The sequence below is a fragment of the Mycobacterium sp. NPDC051804 genome (assembly GCF_044452905.1).
Classification (GTDB): domain Bacteria; phylum Actinomycetota; class Actinomycetes; order Mycobacteriales; family Mycobacteriaceae; genus Mycobacterium.
In genome coordinates this window covers 196,805-215,378 of sequence record NZ_JBITCD010000008.1, presented here as the reverse complement: position 1 = coordinate 215,378, position 18,574 = coordinate 196,805, and the positions used below count along the sequence as shown (strand labels likewise).

The 18,574-nt window shown below is 66.1% G+C and carries 16 protein-coding genes and 1 pseudogene; 7 read left to right on the top strand and 10 right to left on the bottom strand.

What is annotated here, in order from left to right; all coding sequences use genetic code 11:
* On the top strand, positions 1 to 636 hold the full coding sequence (locus ACIA48_RS29880; RefSeq protein ID WP_396739861.1) for a PaaI family thioesterase: 636 nt from the start codon (positions 1 to 3) through the stop codon (positions 634 to 636).
* Positions 633 to 1,490, top strand: a complete 858-nt coding sequence (locus tag ACIA48_RS29875) for a TIGR03619 family F420-dependent LLM class oxidoreductase (protein WP_396739859.1) — start codon at positions 633 to 635, stop codon at positions 1,488 to 1,490. The genes ACIA48_RS29880 and ACIA48_RS29875 overlap by 4 nt, the downstream gene beginning before the upstream one ends.
* 123 nt (positions 1,491 to 1,613) lie before the next feature.
* Here the strand turns inward: ACIA48_RS29875 and ACIA48_RS29870 are convergent.
* Positions 1,614 to 2,027: pseudogene (locus ACIA48_RS29870) on the bottom strand (DoxX family protein); the annotation flags it as partial.
* A gap of 109 nt (positions 2,028 to 2,136) precedes the next feature.
* Positions 2,137 to 3,573 (bottom strand): type I glutamate--ammonia ligase, encoded by a 1,437-nt coding sequence (gene glnA / locus ACIA48_RS29865; protein WP_396739858.1) that lies wholly within the window; start codon positions 3,571 to 3,573, stop codon positions 2,137 to 2,139.
* A gap of 166 nt (positions 3,574 to 3,739) precedes the next feature.
* Between glnA and ACIA48_RS29860 the strand changes: the two genes are divergently transcribed.
* A complete protein-coding gene (locus ACIA48_RS29860; RefSeq protein ID WP_396739857.1) occupies positions 3,740 to 4,222 on the top strand; it encodes an RDD family protein in 483 nt (160 codons plus the stop codon).
* A 4-nt stretch (positions 4,223 to 4,226) separates the two neighbouring features.
* Here ACIA48_RS29860 and ACIA48_RS29855 read toward each other — a convergent pair whose 3' ends face one another.
* From ACIA48_RS29855 to sucB, 6 genes are read right to left on the bottom strand one after another with little or no spacing between them, the layout of a single operon-like run.
* Positions 4,227 to 6,041 (bottom strand): amidohydrolase, encoded by a 1,815-nt coding sequence (locus ACIA48_RS29855; protein ID WP_396739856.1) that lies wholly within the window; start codon positions 6,039 to 6,041, stop codon positions 4,227 to 4,229.
* A gap of 9 nt (positions 6,042 to 6,050) precedes the next feature.
* On the bottom strand, positions 6,051 to 6,803 hold the full coding sequence (locus ACIA48_RS29850) for a DUF4191 domain-containing protein (protein ID WP_396739855.1): 753 nt from the start codon (positions 6,801 to 6,803) through the stop codon (positions 6,051 to 6,053).
* Between the two features lie 4 nt (positions 6,804 to 6,807).
* Complete coding sequence (gene lipA, locus ACIA48_RS29845) at positions 6,808 to 7,749, bottom strand: lipoyl synthase (RefSeq protein ID WP_396739854.1); 942 nt, start codon at positions 7,747 to 7,749, stop codon at positions 6,808 to 6,810.
* Positions 7,746 to 8,426, bottom strand: a complete 681-nt coding sequence (lipB, locus tag ACIA48_RS29840) for a lipoyl(octanoyl) transferase LipB (protein WP_396739853.1) — start codon at positions 8,424 to 8,426, stop codon at positions 7,746 to 7,748. The genes lipA and lipB overlap by 4 nt, the downstream gene beginning before the upstream one ends.
* 17 nt (positions 8,427 to 8,443) lie before the next feature.
* Positions 8,444 to 9,352: a TIGR01777 family oxidoreductase gene (locus ACIA48_RS29835; protein WP_396739852.1), complete on the bottom strand. Its 909-nt coding sequence runs from the start codon at positions 9,350 to 9,352 to the stop codon at positions 8,444 to 8,446.
* Between the two features lie 24 nt (positions 9,353 to 9,376).
* Positions 9,377 to 11,203, bottom strand: a complete 1,827-nt coding sequence (gene sucB, locus ACIA48_RS29830; RefSeq protein WP_396739850.1) for a 2-oxoglutarate dehydrogenase, E2 component, dihydrolipoamide succinyltransferase — start codon at positions 11,201 to 11,203, stop codon at positions 9,377 to 9,379.
* 148 nt (positions 11,204 to 11,351) lie between these two features.
* Between sucB and ACIA48_RS29825 the strand changes: the two genes are divergently transcribed.
* Positions 11,352 to 11,708, top strand: a complete 357-nt coding sequence (locus tag ACIA48_RS29825; RefSeq protein ID WP_396739849.1) for an oxidoreductase — start codon at positions 11,352 to 11,354, stop codon at positions 11,706 to 11,708.
* A 73-nt stretch (positions 11,709 to 11,781) separates the two neighbouring features.
* Positions 11,782 to 13,533: an SDR family oxidoreductase gene (locus ACIA48_RS29820; RefSeq protein WP_396739848.1), complete on the top strand. Its 1,752-nt coding sequence runs from the start codon at positions 11,782 to 11,784 to the stop codon at positions 13,531 to 13,533.
* Between the two features lie 94 nt (positions 13,534 to 13,627).
* On the opposite strand, the gene ACIA48_RS29815 is transcribed toward ACIA48_RS29820, so the two are convergent.
* Together ACIA48_RS29815 and ACIA48_RS29810 are read right to left on the bottom strand one after the other, a co-directional pair.
* Positions 13,628 to 15,154: a leucyl aminopeptidase gene (locus tag ACIA48_RS29815; RefSeq protein WP_396739846.1), complete on the bottom strand. Its 1,527-nt coding sequence runs from the start codon at positions 15,152 to 15,154 to the stop codon at positions 13,628 to 13,630.
* A gap of 18 nt (positions 15,155 to 15,172) precedes the next feature.
* Positions 15,173 to 16,258, bottom strand: a complete 1,086-nt coding sequence (locus ACIA48_RS29810; protein ID WP_396739844.1) for an adenylate/guanylate cyclase domain-containing protein — start codon at positions 16,256 to 16,258, stop codon at positions 15,173 to 15,175.
* Positions 16,259 to 16,303: 45 nt separating this feature from the next.
* Between ACIA48_RS29810 and gcvT the strand changes: the two genes are divergently transcribed.
* Together gcvT and ACIA48_RS29800 are read left to right on the top strand one after the other, a co-directional pair.
* Complete coding sequence (gene gcvT, locus ACIA48_RS29805; protein ID WP_396739842.1) at positions 16,304 to 17,401, top strand: glycine cleavage system aminomethyltransferase GcvT; 1,098 nt, start codon at positions 16,304 to 16,306, stop codon at positions 17,399 to 17,401.
* A gap of 22 nt (positions 17,402 to 17,423) precedes the next feature.
* A complete protein-coding gene (locus ACIA48_RS29800) occupies positions 17,424 to 18,530 on the top strand; it encodes a branched-chain amino acid aminotransferase (RefSeq protein ID WP_396739840.1) in 1,107 nt (368 codons plus the stop codon).
* Positions 18,531 to 18,574 lie beyond the last annotated feature (44 nt).

Here is an 18,574-nt window from a genome sequence, read left to right as displayed (position 1 = left end):
ATGAGTATGGATTTCGGGTTCGACCTCATCAGCGATGCGGAGTACGAACGTCAGCGTGCGCTCTACGGACCGCTGACCGAGTCATTGCGCAGGCTGATCGACGCCGGCCTACACACCGAGGTCGACGAGGACACAGTGCGCGACGCACAGGACAGGATCGACGCATTGACCCAGTTGCTCGAGAGCAAGCAGCGTGCCGTGACGACAACACTGCGCCACGAGGCCACCGGGCGGCCGCTCGCGTGGGCCAATCCCGCTGTCGGACTGCGCAATGCGATCGCACCTCCGATGATCATCCATCACGAGGAGGACGGGCAGTGCTGGAGCGAGTTCACGCTCAGCGGCGCCTATGAGGGTCCACCGGGATGGGTGCACGGTGGCATCTGCGCCCTGGTGCTGGACCACCTCCTCGGTGAGGCGGCCAGCGAAGGGCTGACCCAGCCGAAATTCACCGGCACGATCTCGCTGCGCTACCTGCGTGGCACGCCGCTGGGGCCACTCCGTGCCGAGGCATTCGTGGAGCGGTCCGAGGGTGTGAAGACCTTCGCCAGAGGCTATTTGAAGGATGCCAGCGGCCCGACGGTGGAGGCCGAAGGTGTGTTCATCCGTCCGGCGTGGGCGCGTGACGCCGGATGAGAATCTATGTCAGCGCGGCCTTTCTCGATACGAGTGAGGTCGTCGAGATCGCCAAGGCCGCAGATGATCTCGGCTACGACGGCCTTGGCATTCCGGACCATGTGATCAATCTCGAGACGCTGAAGACGCCGTACCCCTACACGAAGGACGGCAAGCGGCGATGGGAGGCGTTCACCGACTGGCCGGATCCCTGGGTGCTGATCGGTGCCCTCGCGATGGTGACGACGCGGCTTCGCTTCGTCACGACGGTGTATCTGCCCGCCATGCGTGATCCGTATTCTGCGGCGAAATCCATTGGTACGGCGGCAGTGTTGGCCGGCGGACGGTTGGAACTCGGTATCGGCGTCGGCTGGTGCGAGGAAGAGTTCACCCTGATGGGGCAGCAGTTCGCCCGCCGCGGTAAGCGCACCGACGAGATGCTCGCCCTCATGAAGGAGCTGTGGAAGCCGGGCTGGACGGAGTTCGACGGCGAGTTCTACCAGACACCGCGGCTCGAGATGGAGCCCACGCCGCCGCACATCCCGGTCTTCGTCGGTGGATTGTCCGACATCGCGCTTCGCCGCGCCGCAAAGCACGACGGCTGGATCGGCGATCTGATCAACACCGAACAGGCGCTCCTGCGCGTCGAGAAACTACGCGAACTGCGCGCTGCGCAAGGGTTGTCGATGGACGGTTACACCGTCATCACACCGCTGACCGATGCGTTCACCCCCGAGCACTACGAGCGCGCACAGGCTGGGGGGATCGACGGCATCATCACGATGCCGTGGATGTTCTACTCGGGTCCGCTCGCCACGCTCGACGAGAAGATCGACGGCATGCGGAAATTCCGCAAGGACATGGCGCTCGACTAGTCAGCGGCGGCGGAAGCGGCTGAGCAGTCCGCCGCGACGGACAGGCTGACCGGTCGCATAACCCGCGGGCGCCGCAGTTCCGGTGACCACGCGATTCGGCGCAACACCGCCGACGCGGGTGCGTCGACGGGCATCCACCGACCACACGCCGGCGCCCATGCCTGCAAGGAGCAGGAAGCCGAAGCAGTAGAGCAACGCGGGCTCGCCGCCGTTGACCGTGGGCCAGAAGCTCGCGGGGGGACCTTCGAGGGGCGGCCAATGCATCCAGAAATACGCCACGGCCATCTCACCGGCGGCGATCAGTGCCGCGATACGCGTGAAGAAGCCGACGGTGATGAGCACACCACAGACAACCTCGATCAGACCCGCCCACCACGCGGGAAATGAGCCGACCGGGATCGGCATCGGTGTCGGAGCCGGCCATTGGAACAGCTTCTGTGTGCCGTGCAGGAAGAACATCAGGCCGGCCACGATGCGAAAGAGGCTCAGCGCGGGTGAGGAGTAGCCGGCGAGACGGGCGTCCAGATTCGTCGTCATGTCGTCAAACCCCTACGCGTAGGCGGACAGAATGTTCACAGGTGAATGCCCAAGGGCCGGATGGCGTAAACGCCACCCGGCCCTTCGGTGAGAGCTCTTTACTCGCCGATTAGACGTCGTAGTAGAGCGCGATCTCGTACGGGTGGGGACGGATCTGCACCGGCATGATCTCGTTCTCCCGCTTGTAGGAGATCCAGGTCTCGATCAGGTCCTCGGTGAAAACGCCACCCTCGGTGAGGTATTCGTGATCCTCTTCGAGCTTGTCGATGACCGCGGACAGCGACGTCGGAGCCTGGGGGATGTTGGCGGCCTCGTCCGGCGGCAACTCGTAGAGATCCTTGTCGACCGGCGCCTGCGGCTCGATCTTCTTCTTGATGCCGTCCAGGCCGGCCATCATCATCGCCGCGAAAGCCAGGTACGGGTTGCCCGAGCTGTCCGGTGCACGGAACTCGAGGCGCTTGGCCTTCGGGTTGTTGCCCGTGATCGGGATACGCACTGCGGCCGACCGGTTGCGCTGGCTGTACACCAGGTTGATCGGAGCCTCGTAGCCCGGCACCAGACGCTTGTAGGAGTTCACCGTCGGGTTGGTGAACGCCAGCAGCGACGGCGCGTGGTGCAGGATGCCGCCGATGTAGTGGCGTGCGGTGTCCGAGAGGCCCGCGTAACCCGACTCGTCGTGGAACAGCGGCTGTCCGTCCTTCCACAGCGACTGGTGGGCGTGCATACCGGAGCCGTTGTCACCGAACAGCGGCTTGGGCATGAAGGTGACCGTCTTGCCGGCCGCCCAAGCGGTGTTCTTCACGATGTACTTGAACAACAACAGGTCGTCGGCGGCGTGCAGCAGCGTGTTGAACTTGTAGTTGATCTCGGCCTGTCCGGCGGTGCCCACCTCGTGGTGACCACGTTCGATCTCGAAGCCGGCGTTCTGCAGGTTCGTGGTGATCTGGTCGCGCAGGTCGACGTAGTGGTCGTACGGCGCTACGGGGAAGTACCCGCCCTTGGGGCGCACCTTGTAACCACGGTTGGCGCTGCCGTCGGCCTCGAAGGGCTCGCCGGTGTTCCACCAGCCGGCCTCGGAGTCGATTTCGTAGAAGGTGCCATTCATCTTCGAGTCAAAGCTCACGGAGTCGAAGATGTAGAACTCGGCCTCGGCACCGAAGTAGGCGGTGTCGGCGATGCCGGTGCTGGCGAGGTAGTTCTCCGCCTTGCGTGCCACGTTGCGCGGGTCGCGGGAGTAGGCCTCGCGGGTGAACGGATCGTGGACGAAGAAGTTGAGGTTCACCGTCTTGGCTGCGCGGAACGGATCGATGCGCGCAGTCTCGGGGTCGGGCAACAGCATCATGTCGGATTCGTGGATCGACTGGAAGCCGCGCACCGACGAACCGTCGAAGGCCAAACCGTCCTCGAAAACGCTCTCATCGAACGCGGACGCCGGGATCGAGAAGTGCTGGACCACGCCGGGCAGATCGCAGAATCGGATGTCGACGTATTCGACTTCCTCATCCTTGATCAACTTGATGACGTCGTCAGCCGTCTTATCTGCCACTGAGAACTCTCCTTATATCTGGTAACCCGCGCGTTGACGCTATGGACACGATGTTGCACGGTCATCAACCGCATGTTGCGCCGAAGTTACGCAATGTCCCGCAAGACCCATGCGGCGGCCGGCGGGCTCGTCTGTGCTCCTTCGAGTCCCCGCATATCCTGACAGTATGACCCGCCCCTTGGGGTCCTGGCTGTCGGGTTCGGACCCGAGCGGCGACTCAGGACTCAACGAATACCCCGGTCAGCGTCTTGGTTTACCGCAGTCCGGCCCCGGTTCGATCGCCGGGTTCGGCAGACGCATCGCCGCGCTGCTGATCGACTGGTTCATCGCGTACGGCCTGGTCGGGCTGCTGGTCGCGCTTGGTCTGATGAATCAGCAGACCTTCTTGTACACCCCGCTGGGGTCGACGTCGATCGCCGTGGTCTGGGTCGTGCTCGGCATCATCTCGGTGCGGCTGTTCGGCTTCACACCGGGTCAGCTGGCGCTCGGCGTGCGGGTGGCCTCCGTCGACAACCGGATTCACGTGGGTATCGGCCGCGCGACGGTGCGCGGGATTCTGGTGTTCTTCGTCATCCCGGCGCTGTTCACCGACAGCGACCTGCGCGGCTATCAGGACCGCTTCACCGGCACCGCGGTGGTCCGGCGCTGAGCCGTCAGGCCTCGTGGCGGATCTGCCCGTTCATCATGGTCATCGTGACCTGTGCCTGGTGAATGTCGTGCGGGTCGATGTCCAGGATGTTCTTGTCGAGGACGATCATGTCGGCAAGCTTGCCGACCTCGAGCGAACCCACCCTGTCGTCCAACCGGATCTGGTAGGCCGCACCAAGGGTGTTGGCGTGCACCGCCTCCTCTACTGACAGCTTCTGGTCGGCGGGCGGCAGCACCTCGGCGCCTGGCTTGCCGATGAGCTGGCGCGTCACGCCGAGCTGGATCGAATCCAGCGGCTTGTAGGTCGAGAAGTAGCCGGCGGCGGGCCAGTCGGTGCCGAAGGAGATCCGTCCGCCGGATTTCAGCACGTCCTGCGGGCGGTACATCAGATCCTGGCGGGGCCTGCCGTACCGGGCCGCCATGTTCACGACGGTGTCGGGATCGGCGGACATCCAGTTGGCGGAGAACTGGGCGACGACACCGAGTTCGCCGAACCGCTGGTTGTCGGGCTCCTGTACGTACACCAGATGCGCGATGGTGTGTCTGCGGTCGCGGGGCGGGTTCGCCGCGATGGCGCGCTCGATGGAGTCCAACGCGACGCGCGCCGTGCGTTCCCCGCACGCATGGACGTGCACGTCGAATCCGGCGGCGTCGACACCGCTGATCAGTTGGTGCCATTGGTCTTCGGTGAACGGCGACGCGCCCGTCGAATCCGGTTTGTCCGCGTAGGGCTCGATCAGCCACGCGGTGTAACCGCCCTGGGTGCCGTCACCTATGACCTTGACGGCGCCGACCTGGACCAGCTCTGTCGAGATCCTGGTGCGGATGTCGGTCAGCTTGGCCGCGGCGTCGTCGACCGGTGGCGACTTCACGCTGTAGGAGGCGACCACGCGGAACGGCAACGCGCCCCTGGATTCGGTGTCGGCGTAGAGCTCGATCAGCGCACCCTGGTCGTCGCCGATCGGAGGCACGCCGGCGTCGAACACCGACGTGATGCCGGCCGCCGAGGCCTTCGGCAACCACGCCTCCATCAGCGTCCCCATGGTCTCGGGGGAGATCGGTTCGATGGCATTGACCAGGCCGAGCACGGCGTTGACCTCGAGCACGTATCCGGTGGGCTCGCCGTTCTCGTCGCGGACGTAGTAGCTGAATCCCGGGATCGGGTCCTCGGATTCGCGGGTGATGCCCGCTTTCTCGAGGGCCTTGCTGTTGGCCCACAGACTGTGGCCGTCGATGGCGAAGAAGAAGCCGGGACGGTCCGGCAGGACCTTGTCGAGGTCGGCGCGCGTCGGTCCCTGCGGGCCGAACATGTCCACGCGCCAACCGAATCCGCGCACCGGACCGTTCGGATTGTCGTTGGCGTACTTCTCGATCGCCGCCAGCGCGTCGGCGCCGGTGGGCACCTGAAGGTCGACGCCGGTGGTCAGGAACGCCCCCAGGAAGGGGTGGATGTGGCCCTCGACGAACCCGGGCATGAGCAGCTTGCCGTCCAGGTCGATGACGTGGGTGTCGGGGCCTGCGAAGGTCAGAGCTCCGGCGCTGTCACCGACGTAGGTGATCGAGTTGTGGGTGACGGCGACGGCTTCAGCCCACGGCATCGCTTCGCGCACCGTGTAGACGCGGCCGTTGTGGAAGACGAAATCCGCAGGCACGGGCTCGATGGGCTGGTCCTGGGAACCGGACGCCGGCTCAGTGGTACAGGCCGCTGCCGTCGCGACGACGGCCGTGACGGCCGCGGTGCGCAGGATCGTCCGCCGGGACACCGGACCGCCGCGCCCGAACGCCGCGAAGTGCGGCGCCCAATCGCACGCAGTGCACACCGATCGTGACTATTTCCGTCGAACAGTGCGCTGTACGCCGCGCATCTTGGCCTGCGTCGGCAACGGGCCTTTCGGCATCGCGGCCGGCCCGACCTTGCTGCCGAGTGCGGCCAGCCGCGACTCCAGTGCGTCCATCTGCTTGACGGTGATGTTCGCGGGCAGTTTGTTGAGGTGGCGTTCGAGCTTGGCGAGGGGAACCTCATCCTCGCCGTTGCCGATCACGATGTCGTAGATCGGGACGTCGCCGACCAGGCGCGCCGTGCGCTTCTTCTCCTGGGCGAGCAGCGGCTTGACCCGCGATGCCGACCCCTCGCCCACGAAGATCACGCCGGGACGTCCGATCACCCGGTGCACCGCGTCGAAATGCCCGGTGGCCGCGACACCGGGGGTGACCCGCCACTTGCCGCGCAGATTGTCCAGCGCCCATGCCGCCGCACCGGTCTGTCCCTCGGCCTTGCGGTACACCGACTTCTGCGCCCGGCGGCCGAAGATGATGAACGCGACGAGTGCTCCGAGTACCACGCCCAGCGGAATCATCATGTACGTGGTGAACCCGCCTGCGAAGATTCCGAGGGCCACCGAAGCCGCCACGATCAGCACGAACGCGCCGATCATGTAGGGCAGTAGCCGCTTGTCCTCTTTGCGCTGAATCTGGAAGGCCTGCCAGAGCTGGCTGCGGCGCTGCTTGGAGGCCGCCTTACGGGCCGCCTTGGCCTCGGCCTTGGCCGCCTTGTTGGCGGCGGCATTGCGGGGTTTTGCCATTTGTTCAGGATACGGCTGGCTTCGCCGGCCGCGATGCCACGGCCTGTGCATACAGGCGACCCGCGCGGTACGACGACCGCACCAGCGGTCCCGCGAGGACCCCCGGGAAGCCGAGTTCGGTGGCGAACTTCTCGTGCTCGACGAACTCTTCGGGCTTGACCCAGCGCTCGATAGGGTGATGCCGAACAGACGGCCGCAGGTACTGCGTGATCGTGACGAGGTCGCAGCCCGCCTCGTGCAGATCGGTCAGCGCCGTCCGGACCTCGTCGGGCGTTTCACCCATGCCGAGGATCAGGTTTGACTTGGTGACCAGGCCGTCGGCGCGTGCCGCGGTCAGCACCGAAAGGCTGCGCTCGTAGCGGAAGCCCGGTCGGATCCGCTTGAAGATGCGGGGCACCGTTTCGACGTTGTGCGCCAACACTTCTGGGCGTGACTCAAACACCTGGGCCAGCAGCTGCGGGTCGGCGTTGAAATCGGGGATCAGCAACTCCACCCCGGTGTTCGGGTTGAGTTCCTTGATCGCGCGGACGGTCTCGGCGTACAGCCATGCACCACCGTCGGGAAGATCGTCACGCGCCACCCCGGTGACCGTCGAATAGCGCAGCCCCATCGCCTGCACACTTTCGGCGACGCGGCGTGGCTCGTCACGGTCGAGTTCAGCGGGCTTACCGGTGTCGATCTGGCAGAAGTCGCAACGACGGGTGCACTGCTCGCCACCGATGAGGAACGTCGCCTCGCGGTCCTCCCAGCATTCGAAGATGTTGGGGCAGCCCGCCTCCTCGCAGACCGTATGCAAGCCCTCGCGCTTGACCAGCGCCTTGAGCTCCTTGTACTCCGGGCCCATCTTGGCTCGGGTCTTGATCCACGGCGGCTTACGCTCGATCGGCGTCTCGGCATTGCGTACCTCGAGACGCAGCAGCTTTCGGCCTTCCGGAGCGACTGTCACTGCGTCAATGCTACCGATAGGCGGCCGTCGAGCGCGTCAGCGACGGCGGCGGCCACCGGCTCCACCACGTCACTGACAGTGATTTGCCGGTCCAACTCGGCGGTCAGCGAGGTGACGCCGGCATCAGAGATGCCGCACGGCACGATCGCGGAGAACGCAGAGAGGTCGCAGTCGCAGTTCAGCGCGAAGCCGTGCAGCGTCGTCGACCGGGACACCCGGATGCCGACGGCGGCCACCTTGCGGGCCGGGCGACGACCGTCTTGTGCCACCCACACGCCAGAGCGGCCCTCGATTCGGCAGGTCTCCAATCCGAGGTCGGCGCACACGGTGATGAGCGATTCCTCCAGGCGCCGAACAAAATTCACGACATCCAGCGGTTCGGCCAGACCGATCACCGGATAGCCCACCAATTGTCCGGGGCCGTGCCAGGTGATCTTGCCGCCCCGGTCGGTGTCGATCACCGGAACGTCGGCCGCGCCGGGCCTTTCACTGGGCAGCGTGCGCTTGCCAGCCGTGTACACGGACGGGTGTTCGAGCAGCAGGAGTGTGTCCGCGCCGCCCGCGATGCGCGCATCGGCCAGCTCGCGCTGCAGCTGCCAGGCCTGCCGATAGTCGACGGTGCCGAGTCGTCGTACGTCGAGAGGTGTCGTCACCGACCGGATGGACACTGGCGCCATGACTTTGACGGTACGCGCTAACCGGCTTTCGGCGCGGTCGCGAATGCCAGCGCCTCGCCGATCGTGTTGTGGTGGAACTCGAAGCCGGCCCGCTCCAGCGCGGCCGGTATTGCGCGCTGGCCTCCGAGCAGGCCTTCGTCGGCGAACTCGCCGAACGCGGCCCGCAATGCGAAGCCCGGCACCATCAGCGGTGTGGGGCGATTCACCGCCCGTCCCAGGGCGGTCGTGAACTCCGCGTTGGTGACCGGAGCGGGTCCGGTGAGGTTCACCGGACCCGACAACCCTTCGTGGGTGATCGCGAACAAGATCGCGCGCACCTCGTCCTCCAGGCTGATCCAAGGCATGTACTGGCGCCCGTTGCCGAGTCGGGCGCCCAGCCCTAGCGAGAACAGCAGTTTGAGACGGCCGAGCACCCCGCCGGCATCCGTCAGCACCAGGCCGCTGCGCAGCAGCACCACCCTGGCGCCGCCGTCCTCGGCGGACGCCACCGCGGCTTCCCAGTCCTGGCTCAACTGAGCGAGGAAGCCGTCGCCCGGGGGCGCGGACTCGTCGACGGTGTGGCTGCCGGTGTCGCCGTAGTAGCCCACCGCGCTGGCGTTGATGAGCACCGGCACCCCGGCTTCCGCGACAGCGGCGGACAAGACCTCCGTCGGCCCGATGCGGCTGTCGCGCAGGCTCTGTTTGAACGCACCCGACCACCGCTTGTCGCCGACGTTGACGCCGCACAGATTCACCACGGCGTCGACCCCGGCCAAGGACCCCGGATCGAACTCGCCGGTGTCGGGGTTCCAGAACACCTCGTCTGCGTTGGACGGGGCTCGGCGCACGATTCGGAGTACTCGGCGATCGGTGGCTCGCAGGGCGTACACCAGTGCGGAACCGATCAGACCGGACGATCCGGCGATCGCGATGACAGCGTCGGACACGGCGGGCGGCAGTCCTTCCCGGTCTTAAAGGCCGAGATCGGCCTCGAACGCGCCGTCCTCGAGACGCCGCTTGATGGTGGTCACAAAGCGTCCGGCATCCGCGCCGTCGATGAGGCGGTGGTCATACGTGAGCGGTAGGTAGCAGACGGACCGCACACCAATCGACTCGTTGCCGAAGTCGTCGACGATCACCCTCGGCCGCTTCACGATGGCACCTGTGCCCAGCATCGCCGCCTGCGGCGGGACCAGGATCGGGGTGTCGAAGAGCGCGCCCTGGCTGCCGATGTTGGTGATGGTGAACGTGCCGCCGGACAACTCGTCGGGCTTGAGGTTGCCGGAGCGCGCGCGATCGGCGATGTCGGCGATCGCGCGGGCCAGCCCGGCCAGTGACAGGTCCCCGGCGTTCTTGACCACCGGCGATAGCAGGCCCTGCTCGGTGTCCACCGCGAAGCCGAGATTCTCGGCGTCGTAGTAGGTGATCTCCTTGGACTCTTCGTTGTAGCTCGCGTTGACATTCGGATGCGTCTTCAGCGCATCGATGACCGCACGCGCGATGAACGGCAGGTACGTCAGGTTGACGCCTTCGCGCTCGGCGAATTCCTTCTTCGCGCGGGCTCGCAGCGCCACCACCTTGGTCATGTCGACCTCGTGGGTTTGCGTCAATTGCGCTGTGGTCTGCAGGGATTCGCGCGTCTTCTTCGCGGTGATCTGCCGGATCCGGTTGGCCTTCTGCGTGGTGCCGCGCAGATGCGCCAGGGCGGGTGCCGGGGCGGCGGCCTGGGGTGCGGCGGCACGGGCGGCAGGCGCCTGTGCTGCCGGCTCGGCCGCCGGGGCTTTCTTGGCGTCCGCGGCGGCGAGGACGTCCTGCTTGCGGATGCGCCCGCCGACGCCGGTTCCCTTCACCGATGCCAGGTCGATGTTGTTCTCCGCGGCCAGTTTTCGCACCAGCGGGGTGACATACGGCGAGCCGTCACCCGACGGTGCCTCGCCCGCGGGCTCCGACTTGGGCTCCGGCTTCGATTCCTGCTTCGGCTCGGGCTTGGGTTCGGGCTTGGGTTCTTCCTTCGGTTCTTCCTTGGGTTCCGGCTTGGGTTCCGGCTTGGCCTCTTGTTTGGGTTCGGGCTCCGGCTCGGGCTCCTTCTCGGGCTCCGGTTCGGGTTCGGGCTCGGACTCGGCTGCCGCGTCCGCGTCGCCGATCTTGGCCAACTCGCCACCGACCTCGACAGTGTCGTCCTCTTCGGCAGTGATCGATACCAGCGTGCCTGCCACCGGCGACGGGATCTCGGTGTCGACCTTGTCCGTGGACACCTCGACCAGCGGTTCGTCGACCTCGACGGTGTCGCCGACCTTCTTCAGCCACCGGGTCACGGTGCCCTCGGTCACCGACTCGCCGAGCTCCGGCATCTTCACCGACGTCGCCGAGCCAGACGACCCCGACGACCCCGATGACCCCGATGACTTGGCCGCCGGCTTCGATTCGGGCTCGGGCTCTGCCTCCTGCTCCTCGGCGGCGGGTTCCTCCTGCGCGGCGGGCTCTTCGGCCGGCTTTTCCTCTTCGGCAGGTTTCTCGTCGGGCTCCTCGTCAGATCCAGAGTCATCGCCGTCTGATTCGCCCGCATCGCCGATGACCGCCAGCTCACCACCGACCTCGACGGTGTCGTCCTCTTGGGCCACGATCTTCTGCAGCACGCCGGCCGCGGGCGACGGGATCTCCGTGTCGACCTTGTCCGTGGACACTTCCAGCAGCGGCTCGTCCTGTTCGACCGTGTCTCCCTCCTGCTTGAGCCAGCGGGTGACAGTCCCCTCGGTGACGCTCTCACCGAGTGCGGGCATCTGAACGGAGATGGCCATGCGTTTGGGCTCCCTCGAACGGTCTGTCGCAGGTGGTCGATTTATCTGTTCCCATCCTGTCACGTCCGTACCAACGTTTCGCCGCAGAGTCGGTGAGCCGATGCTCTGGCACTATCGAAGGAGGTAGACGAAGGGAGAGCGGCCCGAGGTGGGTTTGTTCGACAAGTTCAGGCGCGGCGCGCGCAAGGGAACGAGCGGCGGGAACGACCCGGCCGCGGATCTGGAGTACCTCCGCCAGTGGGTTTTCGACCACCACGGTGTGGAAGCCTTCGTCGAACCGCGCACCACAGTCACCGACGTCACGGTTGTGCTGGTCGCCGCCGACGGCGAGTGGACGAGGCGACGTGCTGGGGGAGACGCCGGAGCGCGCAGGCTCTCGGACCGTCTCGCCATTCCGGTCTACGACGTACAAAAGGTCGGATACCCGCAACGGATGCGTGACTACGACGCCCGACGTCGAATCGAGCGCAAACGTGCCGCCCGCGAGGAGCTCGAAGAGCGCTAGGAGTACTGTCAGGGCAGTCGATACCGGCGGTACGAGATACTTCAAGTAACACGCAACGTTGCGGGAGGCCCTGATGCAGTTCGTCGACAGCAGCGGCGGCGTACAGATCGCGGCTTACGAAGAGGGCAATCCCGACGGGCCCGCGATCGTGCTGGTCCATGGCTGGCCCGATTCCCATGTGCTGTGGGACGGCGTCGTCCCCCTATTGACGGACCGCTTCCGCGTGCTGCGCTACGACAACCGCGGAGTGGGGGGCTCATCGACGCCGAAATCGACATCTGCGTATCGGATGTCCTGCTACGCAGACGATTTCGCGGCCGTAATCGAAACTTGCGCACCCGGTGAAAAGGTCCACGTGCTGGCTCACGACTGGGGATCGGCGGGCGTGTGGGAGTACCTCGCCCGCTCTGATGCCAATGACCGTGTCGCATCATTCACGTCGGTCTCCGGCCCGAGCGGCGACCACGTGAATCGTTTCATCATTGGCAACCTCAAGCGTCCGTATCGACCACGGCGATTTCTGCAGGCTCTCAGCCAACTCGCCCGGTTTACGTATATGGGATTGTTCTCCATTCCCGTGATTGCACCCCTTCTCGTGCGGTTGGCCGTTGCCGACGGGCTCACGCGACTGCTCATGACCCGGGACGGCATTCCCGCCGACCAGATGCACCATTCGGCCACCTACAAATCCGATGCGGTCAACAGCCTCAAGGTGTACCCGGCGAACTATTTCCGCACGATCGTCTCCGCCAGAACCGACCACCACGTCGACGTGCCGGTTCAGGTGATCGTCAACTCGAGAGATCCGCACGTGCGACCACACGTGTTCGATGACACCCACAAATGGGTGTCGCGACTGTGGCGACGTGACATCAAGTCGGGCCACTGGGCGCCACTGTCGCATTCCCGTGTACTGGCGCAGTCGGTACATCAGCTCGTCGACCACCTCGAAGGCAAGCCGCCGAGCCGGGAGCTGCTGCGCGCGCAGGTTGGCCGTCCGCGCGAAGAATTCGGTGACACGCTCGTGTCCGTCACCGGGGCGGGTAGCGGCATCGGGCGCGCCACCGCACTCGAGTTCGCCCGGCTGGGCGCTGAATTGGTGATCAGCGACGTCGACGAGGCGGGCGTGAAGGACACCGCCGCGACAATCGCGTCCCGGGGCGGGTTGGCCCACGCCTACACCCTGGACGTCGCCGACGCCGATGCCGTCGAGCAGTTCGCCGAGATGGTATGCGTCGAGCACGGCGTCCCCGATGTCGTCGTGAACAATGCGGGCGTCGGCCACACCGGCATGTTCCTCGACACACCCCGCGACGAGTACGACCGCGTGCTCAACATCAACTTCGGCGGAGTCGTCAACTGCTGCAGGTCATTCGGACGTAGATTGGTCGACCGCGGCGCGGGTGGCCACGTCGTCAACGTTTCGTCGATGGCGGCGTACTCCCCGCAACAATCGATGAACGCCTACGCCACCAGTAAGGCGGCGGTCTTCATGTTCGGCGACTGTCTGCGCGCCGAACTCGATCAGGCGGGTATCGGGCTGACCACGATCTGTCCCGGCGTGATCGACACGAATATCGTCCACACCACGCGGTTCGACGTGCCCGCCAACAAGGCGGCGAAGGTCGAAGCGCGCCGCAGGCAAATTGAAAAGGCTTTCGCGGTAAGGCGTTACGGCCCGGAGAAGGTCGCCAAGGCCATCGTGTCGTCGGTGCGGAAGAACAAGGCGATCCGTCCCGTCGCGCCCGAGGCCTATCTCCTCTACGGCGTGTCCCGTGCGCTGCCGCAGGTGATGCGCAGCACCGCCCGCGGCAAGGTGCTCTAGCTCGGCCGTCTACCGCTCCGCCGAGCGTGGGCTTATGACACGCCAAACCGGCCCAAGGCGTGCGGGTAACCCACGTCCGCCGGTGGATCTCTAGCTAGCCGTTCGCGGCTATATCCTCCAGGACCGCGAACATCGTCCGCGTCGGAACGCCGGTGCCACCCTTGCCGGTGTAACCCCACGGCCCTCCGGTGTTGTACGCCGGCGCCGCGATGTCGATGTGCGCCCATTGCACTCCGTCGGCCACGAACTCGCGCAGATACGTTCCGGCGACCAGCATTCCGGCGTAACGCGAACCACTCACGTTCGCGAGGTCGGCCACCGTCGACTTGAGGTCGTCCTTCAGTTCCTCGGGCAGCGGCATCGGCCACGCGTTCTCGCCGACCTGCTGGCTGCGTTCGGCCACCCGGTCGCGGAATTCCTCGCTGCCCATCACGCCCGGTGTACGCGCACCGAGCGCCACGGTCTGGGCGCCGGTCAGCGTCGACGTCTCGATGAGGTAGTCGGGACCGTCCTCGCAGGCCCGGACGATCGCGTCGGCCAGGATCAGCCTGCCCTCGGCGTCGGTGTTGAGCACCTCGACGGTGATACCGCCGTACTGAGTGAGGACGTCGCCGGGCCGCTGCGCGGTCGCCGACGGCATGTTCTCAGCCATCGGCACCGTGGCGATGACGTCGATCGGCAGCTTCTGCTTGGCGGCCAGCACCACGGTCGCGATCACGGCGGCCGCCCCGCCCATGTCCGAGGTCATGTGGTGCATGTTGGCGGCCGGCTTGATGGAGATGCCGCCGGTGTCGAAGGTGATGCCCTTGCCGACCAGCGCGACCGTCTTAAGCTTCTTGCCCTTGCCTCCGCGGTGGGTGAGCCGGACCAGCCGGGGCGGACGCGACGAGCCCTTCCCGACGCCGATGATTCCGCCATAGCCCGCCTTGTCGAGCGCCTTGTCGTCCAGCACCTCGACGTCGAGTCCCACGGACTTACCCAAAGCCTCTGCGCGCTTGGCGAATTCGGCCGGAAACAGGTGCGACGGCGGGGTGTTCACGAAATCGCGCGCCGTCGCCACAGCGGTCGCGATATCGGCCGCCCTCGCGGCGGCCTCCTTGGTTCTGGTCTTCGTGTCGGCCGTCAGCGCGGTGATCGCCTGCAGGCCGTCGTCCTTGGGTGCGGTCTTCTCGCTGCGGAAGTCGCTGAACCGGTACGCCCCCAGGATCAGGCCCTCGATCGCGGCACTCAAATCGATGTCCGACAGCGTCGTGATGACGTTCTCGACACCGTTCAGCGAGCGCGCGGCGACGCCCGCCGCGCGCCGGATCGTGTCCGCGGGCCATTCGTCACGGTCCTTGCCCAGCCCGACCGCGACCACGCTGGCCACCGGGAGCGACGGCGCGATCACCCGGGTGACCTGGTCGGCCCCGCCCTTCGCGCCGAGAACCTCAAGCGCGACTTCGATCTCGCCGACCGCTTCGGCGTCGAGGAACGGGTTACCGACGACGGTCGCCCGCGTGTTCTCGTCGGACCCGCTCACCACGGCGACGATCAGGACGGAGCCGTCGGCCTTGCGCTTGGGCAGCGACGAGCTGACGGTGACGGAGGGGGCTTGAAAACCGGTGCTAGCTGGGCTCACGAGCGATAACCATATCGCTCATCGGGAAAGGTGCAGGTCGTAGGCCGCGACCGGCTCATCGAAACCTTTGAGTATCAACGGTTCCTGCGGGATGGCGGGCCATTCGGGCAGCTGGTCGCGGACGTCGGAGGATGCCAGGATCTGGCCGGGCGCCGCGGCCGCGACCAGGCGGGCGGCCAGGTTCACCGGGTTGCCGAAGTAGTCGCCGTAGATGCCCAGCACCGAGCCGTAGCCCAGTCCGGCGCGCACTTGCAGACCGGCCTCGCGGGCCCGCGGATGCTCGACCAGGTCCATCGCCACCTTGACCAGCAGTTCGGGTGTCGAGGTCACCCACATCACTTCATCGCCGATGAACTTCACCACGCGGCCGCCGTCGGTGTGCACGGTGTCAGACACCGAGCCGCCGAATTCCATGAGCAGGTCGAACAGGTCGGTCGGATCCATGATCTGCGTCAGTTGGGTGAAACCGGTGAGATCGGCGAATCCGACACCACACGTGACGTTCGCCGATGCGTCGGTGATGACACCCTCGAAATGTGTTCTGGCACTGACGATGTGCTGACGAAATACGGCATCGATCAGTACCCCGAAGGTCTGCGTGATCTCCGTGATTTCGCGGTACGCCATCGCCGTGGTGAGCTCGTCGTTGCTGATCGCCATCAACAGGTCGGGCTGCGCCATTCGCACCATCGTTCCGCCCGCCTCGGCGACCCGAGCCATCGCGTTGCCGAGGAGCCGCAGAAACGCGAGCGCCGGCTGCTCGCCGACGAGTTCCTTGACGGCCACCCAGGTCGCCAGTCCGTCGACGTCCAACTGACTCAGCGTGAGCGCGTCCGGGTCGGTGATGGTCAGCCCGAGCGCCGTCCACGCCGTCGCTACCTCCGGCAGGGTCACACCCAGCGTTTCAGCGGCCGTGCGCAGGCTGTGAATCGGACGGCCCGGCCCCTGTAGAGCATCGCCCGCCAGGCCGAAAAGCCGGCCTCGGCGCTCGGCCTCGACCATTTCGTCGGCCGAGAACCCGAGCTTGTTCAGGTAATCGATCAACGCCGCCCGGCCGCGCGCATTCGCGATTCCCGCGGCTTCGAGCGCGTCGAAATCGACCACAACCCGAGTCTGCCAGCGTCGACGATCCGATTAGGGTGGTTTTCCGTGACGAGTGAAGTCCTGCAAGGCCCCTTGGAAGAACGTCATCGCCAGCTCGGTGCGAGCTTCGCCGAGTTCGGCGGCTGGTTGATGCCGGTTTCCTATGCGGGCACCGTCGCCGAGCACACCGCGACGCGCTCCGCCGTCGGCCTTTTCGACGTCAGTCACCTCGGTAAGGCGCTCGTGCGCGGGCCAGGTGCGGCCGAGTACGTCAACTCGGCGTTCACCAATGACCTGCGCCGCATCGGGCCCGGGAAGGCGCAATACACGTTGTGCTGCACCGACTCCGGTGGCGTGGTCGACGACCTGATCGCCTACTACGTCTCCGACGACGAGATCTTCCTGGTGCCCAACGCGGCCAACACCGCCGCGGTCGTCGCCGCACTGAAAGAACGTGCGCCAGCCGGACTCACGATCACCGATGAACACCGGTCGTATGCGGTGCTCGCAGTGCAGGGACCGAAGTCGCCCGAAGTTCTCGGCGCGCTCGGGTTGGCGGCCGACATGGACTACATGGGTTATGTCGACGCCGAATTCCGCGGGATTCCGGTGCGTGTGTGCCGCACCGGCTACACCGGCGAGCACGGCTATGAACTGCTGCCGCCGTGGGAGCAGGCCGGTGTCGTGTTCGACGCACTGGTCGACGCGGTCGGTGCGGCCGGGGGAGAGTTGGCGGGCCTCGGCGCCCGCGACACGCTGCGCACCGAGATGGGATACCCGTTGCACGGGCACGAACTGTCGCTGGACCTCTCGCCGCTGCAGGCGCGCTGCGGCTGGGCCATCGGCTGGAAGAAGGACGCGTTCTGGGGCCGCGACGCGCTGCTGGCCGAAAAGGAGGCCGGACCGCGACGACTGCTGCGCGGGCTGAAGGCCGTCGGTCGCGGAGTGCTGCGGCCCGACCTCAACGTGCTCGACGGCGACCGTCAGATCGGCGTCACCACATCGGGAACCTTTTCTCCGACTTTGAAAGTCGGTATCGCACTCGCCTTGATCGACACTGACGCCGATGTCGCCGACGGGGAGCGCGTGTCGGTCGACGTCCGTGGCCGCGCGCTCGAATGTGAAGTGGTCAAGCCCCCATTCGTCGACCCGAAAACTCGGTAGTCAGCGGATATACAATCGCTGCATGACTGACGGCCCCCTCGAGTTCACGGTAGAGCGCAATGCAACTCCGGCGACCGACGAGGTACGGGCATCGATCCTGGCCAATCCCGGATTCGGTCAATTTCACACCGATCACATGGTGTCCATCGACTACGTCGAGGGCAAGGGCTGGCACGACGCGCGGGTGGTCCCGTACGGCCCGATCGAACTCGATCCGTCCGCGGTCGTGCTGCACTACGCCCAGGAGATCTTCGAGGGCCTCAAGGCCTACCGATGGGCGGACGGTTCCATCGTGTCGTTCCGGCCCGAGTCCAACGCAAGCCGGCTGAAGACCTCGGCGAAGCGACTGGCGATTCCCGAACTGCCCGAAGAGGTGTTCATCGAATCGCTGCGCCAGCTGATCGCGGTCGACGAGCAGTGGGTGCCCGCGGCCGGCGGCGAAGAGTCGCTGTACCTGCGGCCGTTCACCATCGCCACCGAACCAGGTCTCGGCGTGCGGCCCGCCAAGGAGTACCGCTATCTGGTCATCGCGTCACCGGCGGGCGCGTACTTCAAGGGCGGCATCAAACCCGTCAGCGTCTGGCTGTCGACCGAATACGTGCGGGCCTGCCCTGGCGGCACGGGCGCGGCCAAGTTCGGCGGCAACTACGCCGCGTCGCTGCTGGCTCAGGCGCAGGCCATCGAGAACGACTGCGACCAAGTGGTTTGGCTGGACGCCGCGGAACGCCGCTTCGTCGAAGAGATGGGTGGGATGAACCTGTTCTTCGTCTTCGGCAACGGTGGGTCAGCGCGACTGGTCACGCCCGAGCTGAGCGGGTCGATACTTCCGGGTGTCACGCGAGATTCGTTGCTGCAGTTGGCAACCGATGCCGGCTTTGCCGTCGAGGAACGCAAGATCGACGTCGATGAATGGCAGAAGAAGGCGGCCGCGGGCGAGATCACCGAGGTGTTCGCGTGCGGTACCGCCGCGGTCATCACGCCCGTCGCGCACGTCAAGCACGCCGACGGTGAGTTCACCATCGCCGACGGTGGCCCCGGTGAGATCACGATGGCCCTGCGCGACACCTTGACCGGAATTCAGCGAGGCAAGTTCGCCGATACGCACGGCTGGATGGCCAGGCTGAACTGAAACGACAGGGGACCCCACCGCAGTGGGGTCCCCGTCTGGTGAGT

Bases quoted from the DNA above. Each gene is read 5' to 3' on its own strand.
- ACIA48_RS29880 (WP_396739861.1), top strand. From the start codon at position 1: ATGAGTATGGATTTCGGGTTCGACCTCATCAGCGATGCGGAGTACGAA.
- ACIA48_RS29875 (WP_396739859.1), top strand. From the start codon at position 633: ATGAGAATCTATGTCAGCGCGGCCTTTCTCGATACGAGTGAGGTCGTC.
- ACIA48_RS29860 (WP_396739857.1), top strand. From the start codon at position 3,740: ATGACCCGCCCCTTGGGGTCCTGGCTGTCGGGTTCGGACCCGAGCGGC.
- ACIA48_RS29850 (WP_396739855.1), bottom strand. From the start codon at position 6,803: ATGGCAAAACCCCGCAATGCCGCCGCCAACAAGGCGGCCAAGGCCGAG.
- lipB (WP_396739853.1), bottom strand. From the start codon at position 8,426: ATGGCGCCAGTGTCCATCCGGTCGGTGACGACACCTCTCGACGTACGA.
- sucB (WP_396739850.1), bottom strand. From the start codon at position 11,203: ATGGCCATCTCCGTTCAGATGCCCGCACTCGGTGAGAGCGTCACCGAG.
- ACIA48_RS29820 (WP_396739848.1), top strand. From the start codon at position 11,782: ATGCAGTTCGTCGACAGCAGCGGCGGCGTACAGATCGCGGCTTACGAA.
- ACIA48_RS29800 (WP_396739840.1), top strand. From the start codon at position 17,424: ATGACTGACGGCCCCCTCGAGTTCACGGTAGAGCGCAATGCAACTCCG.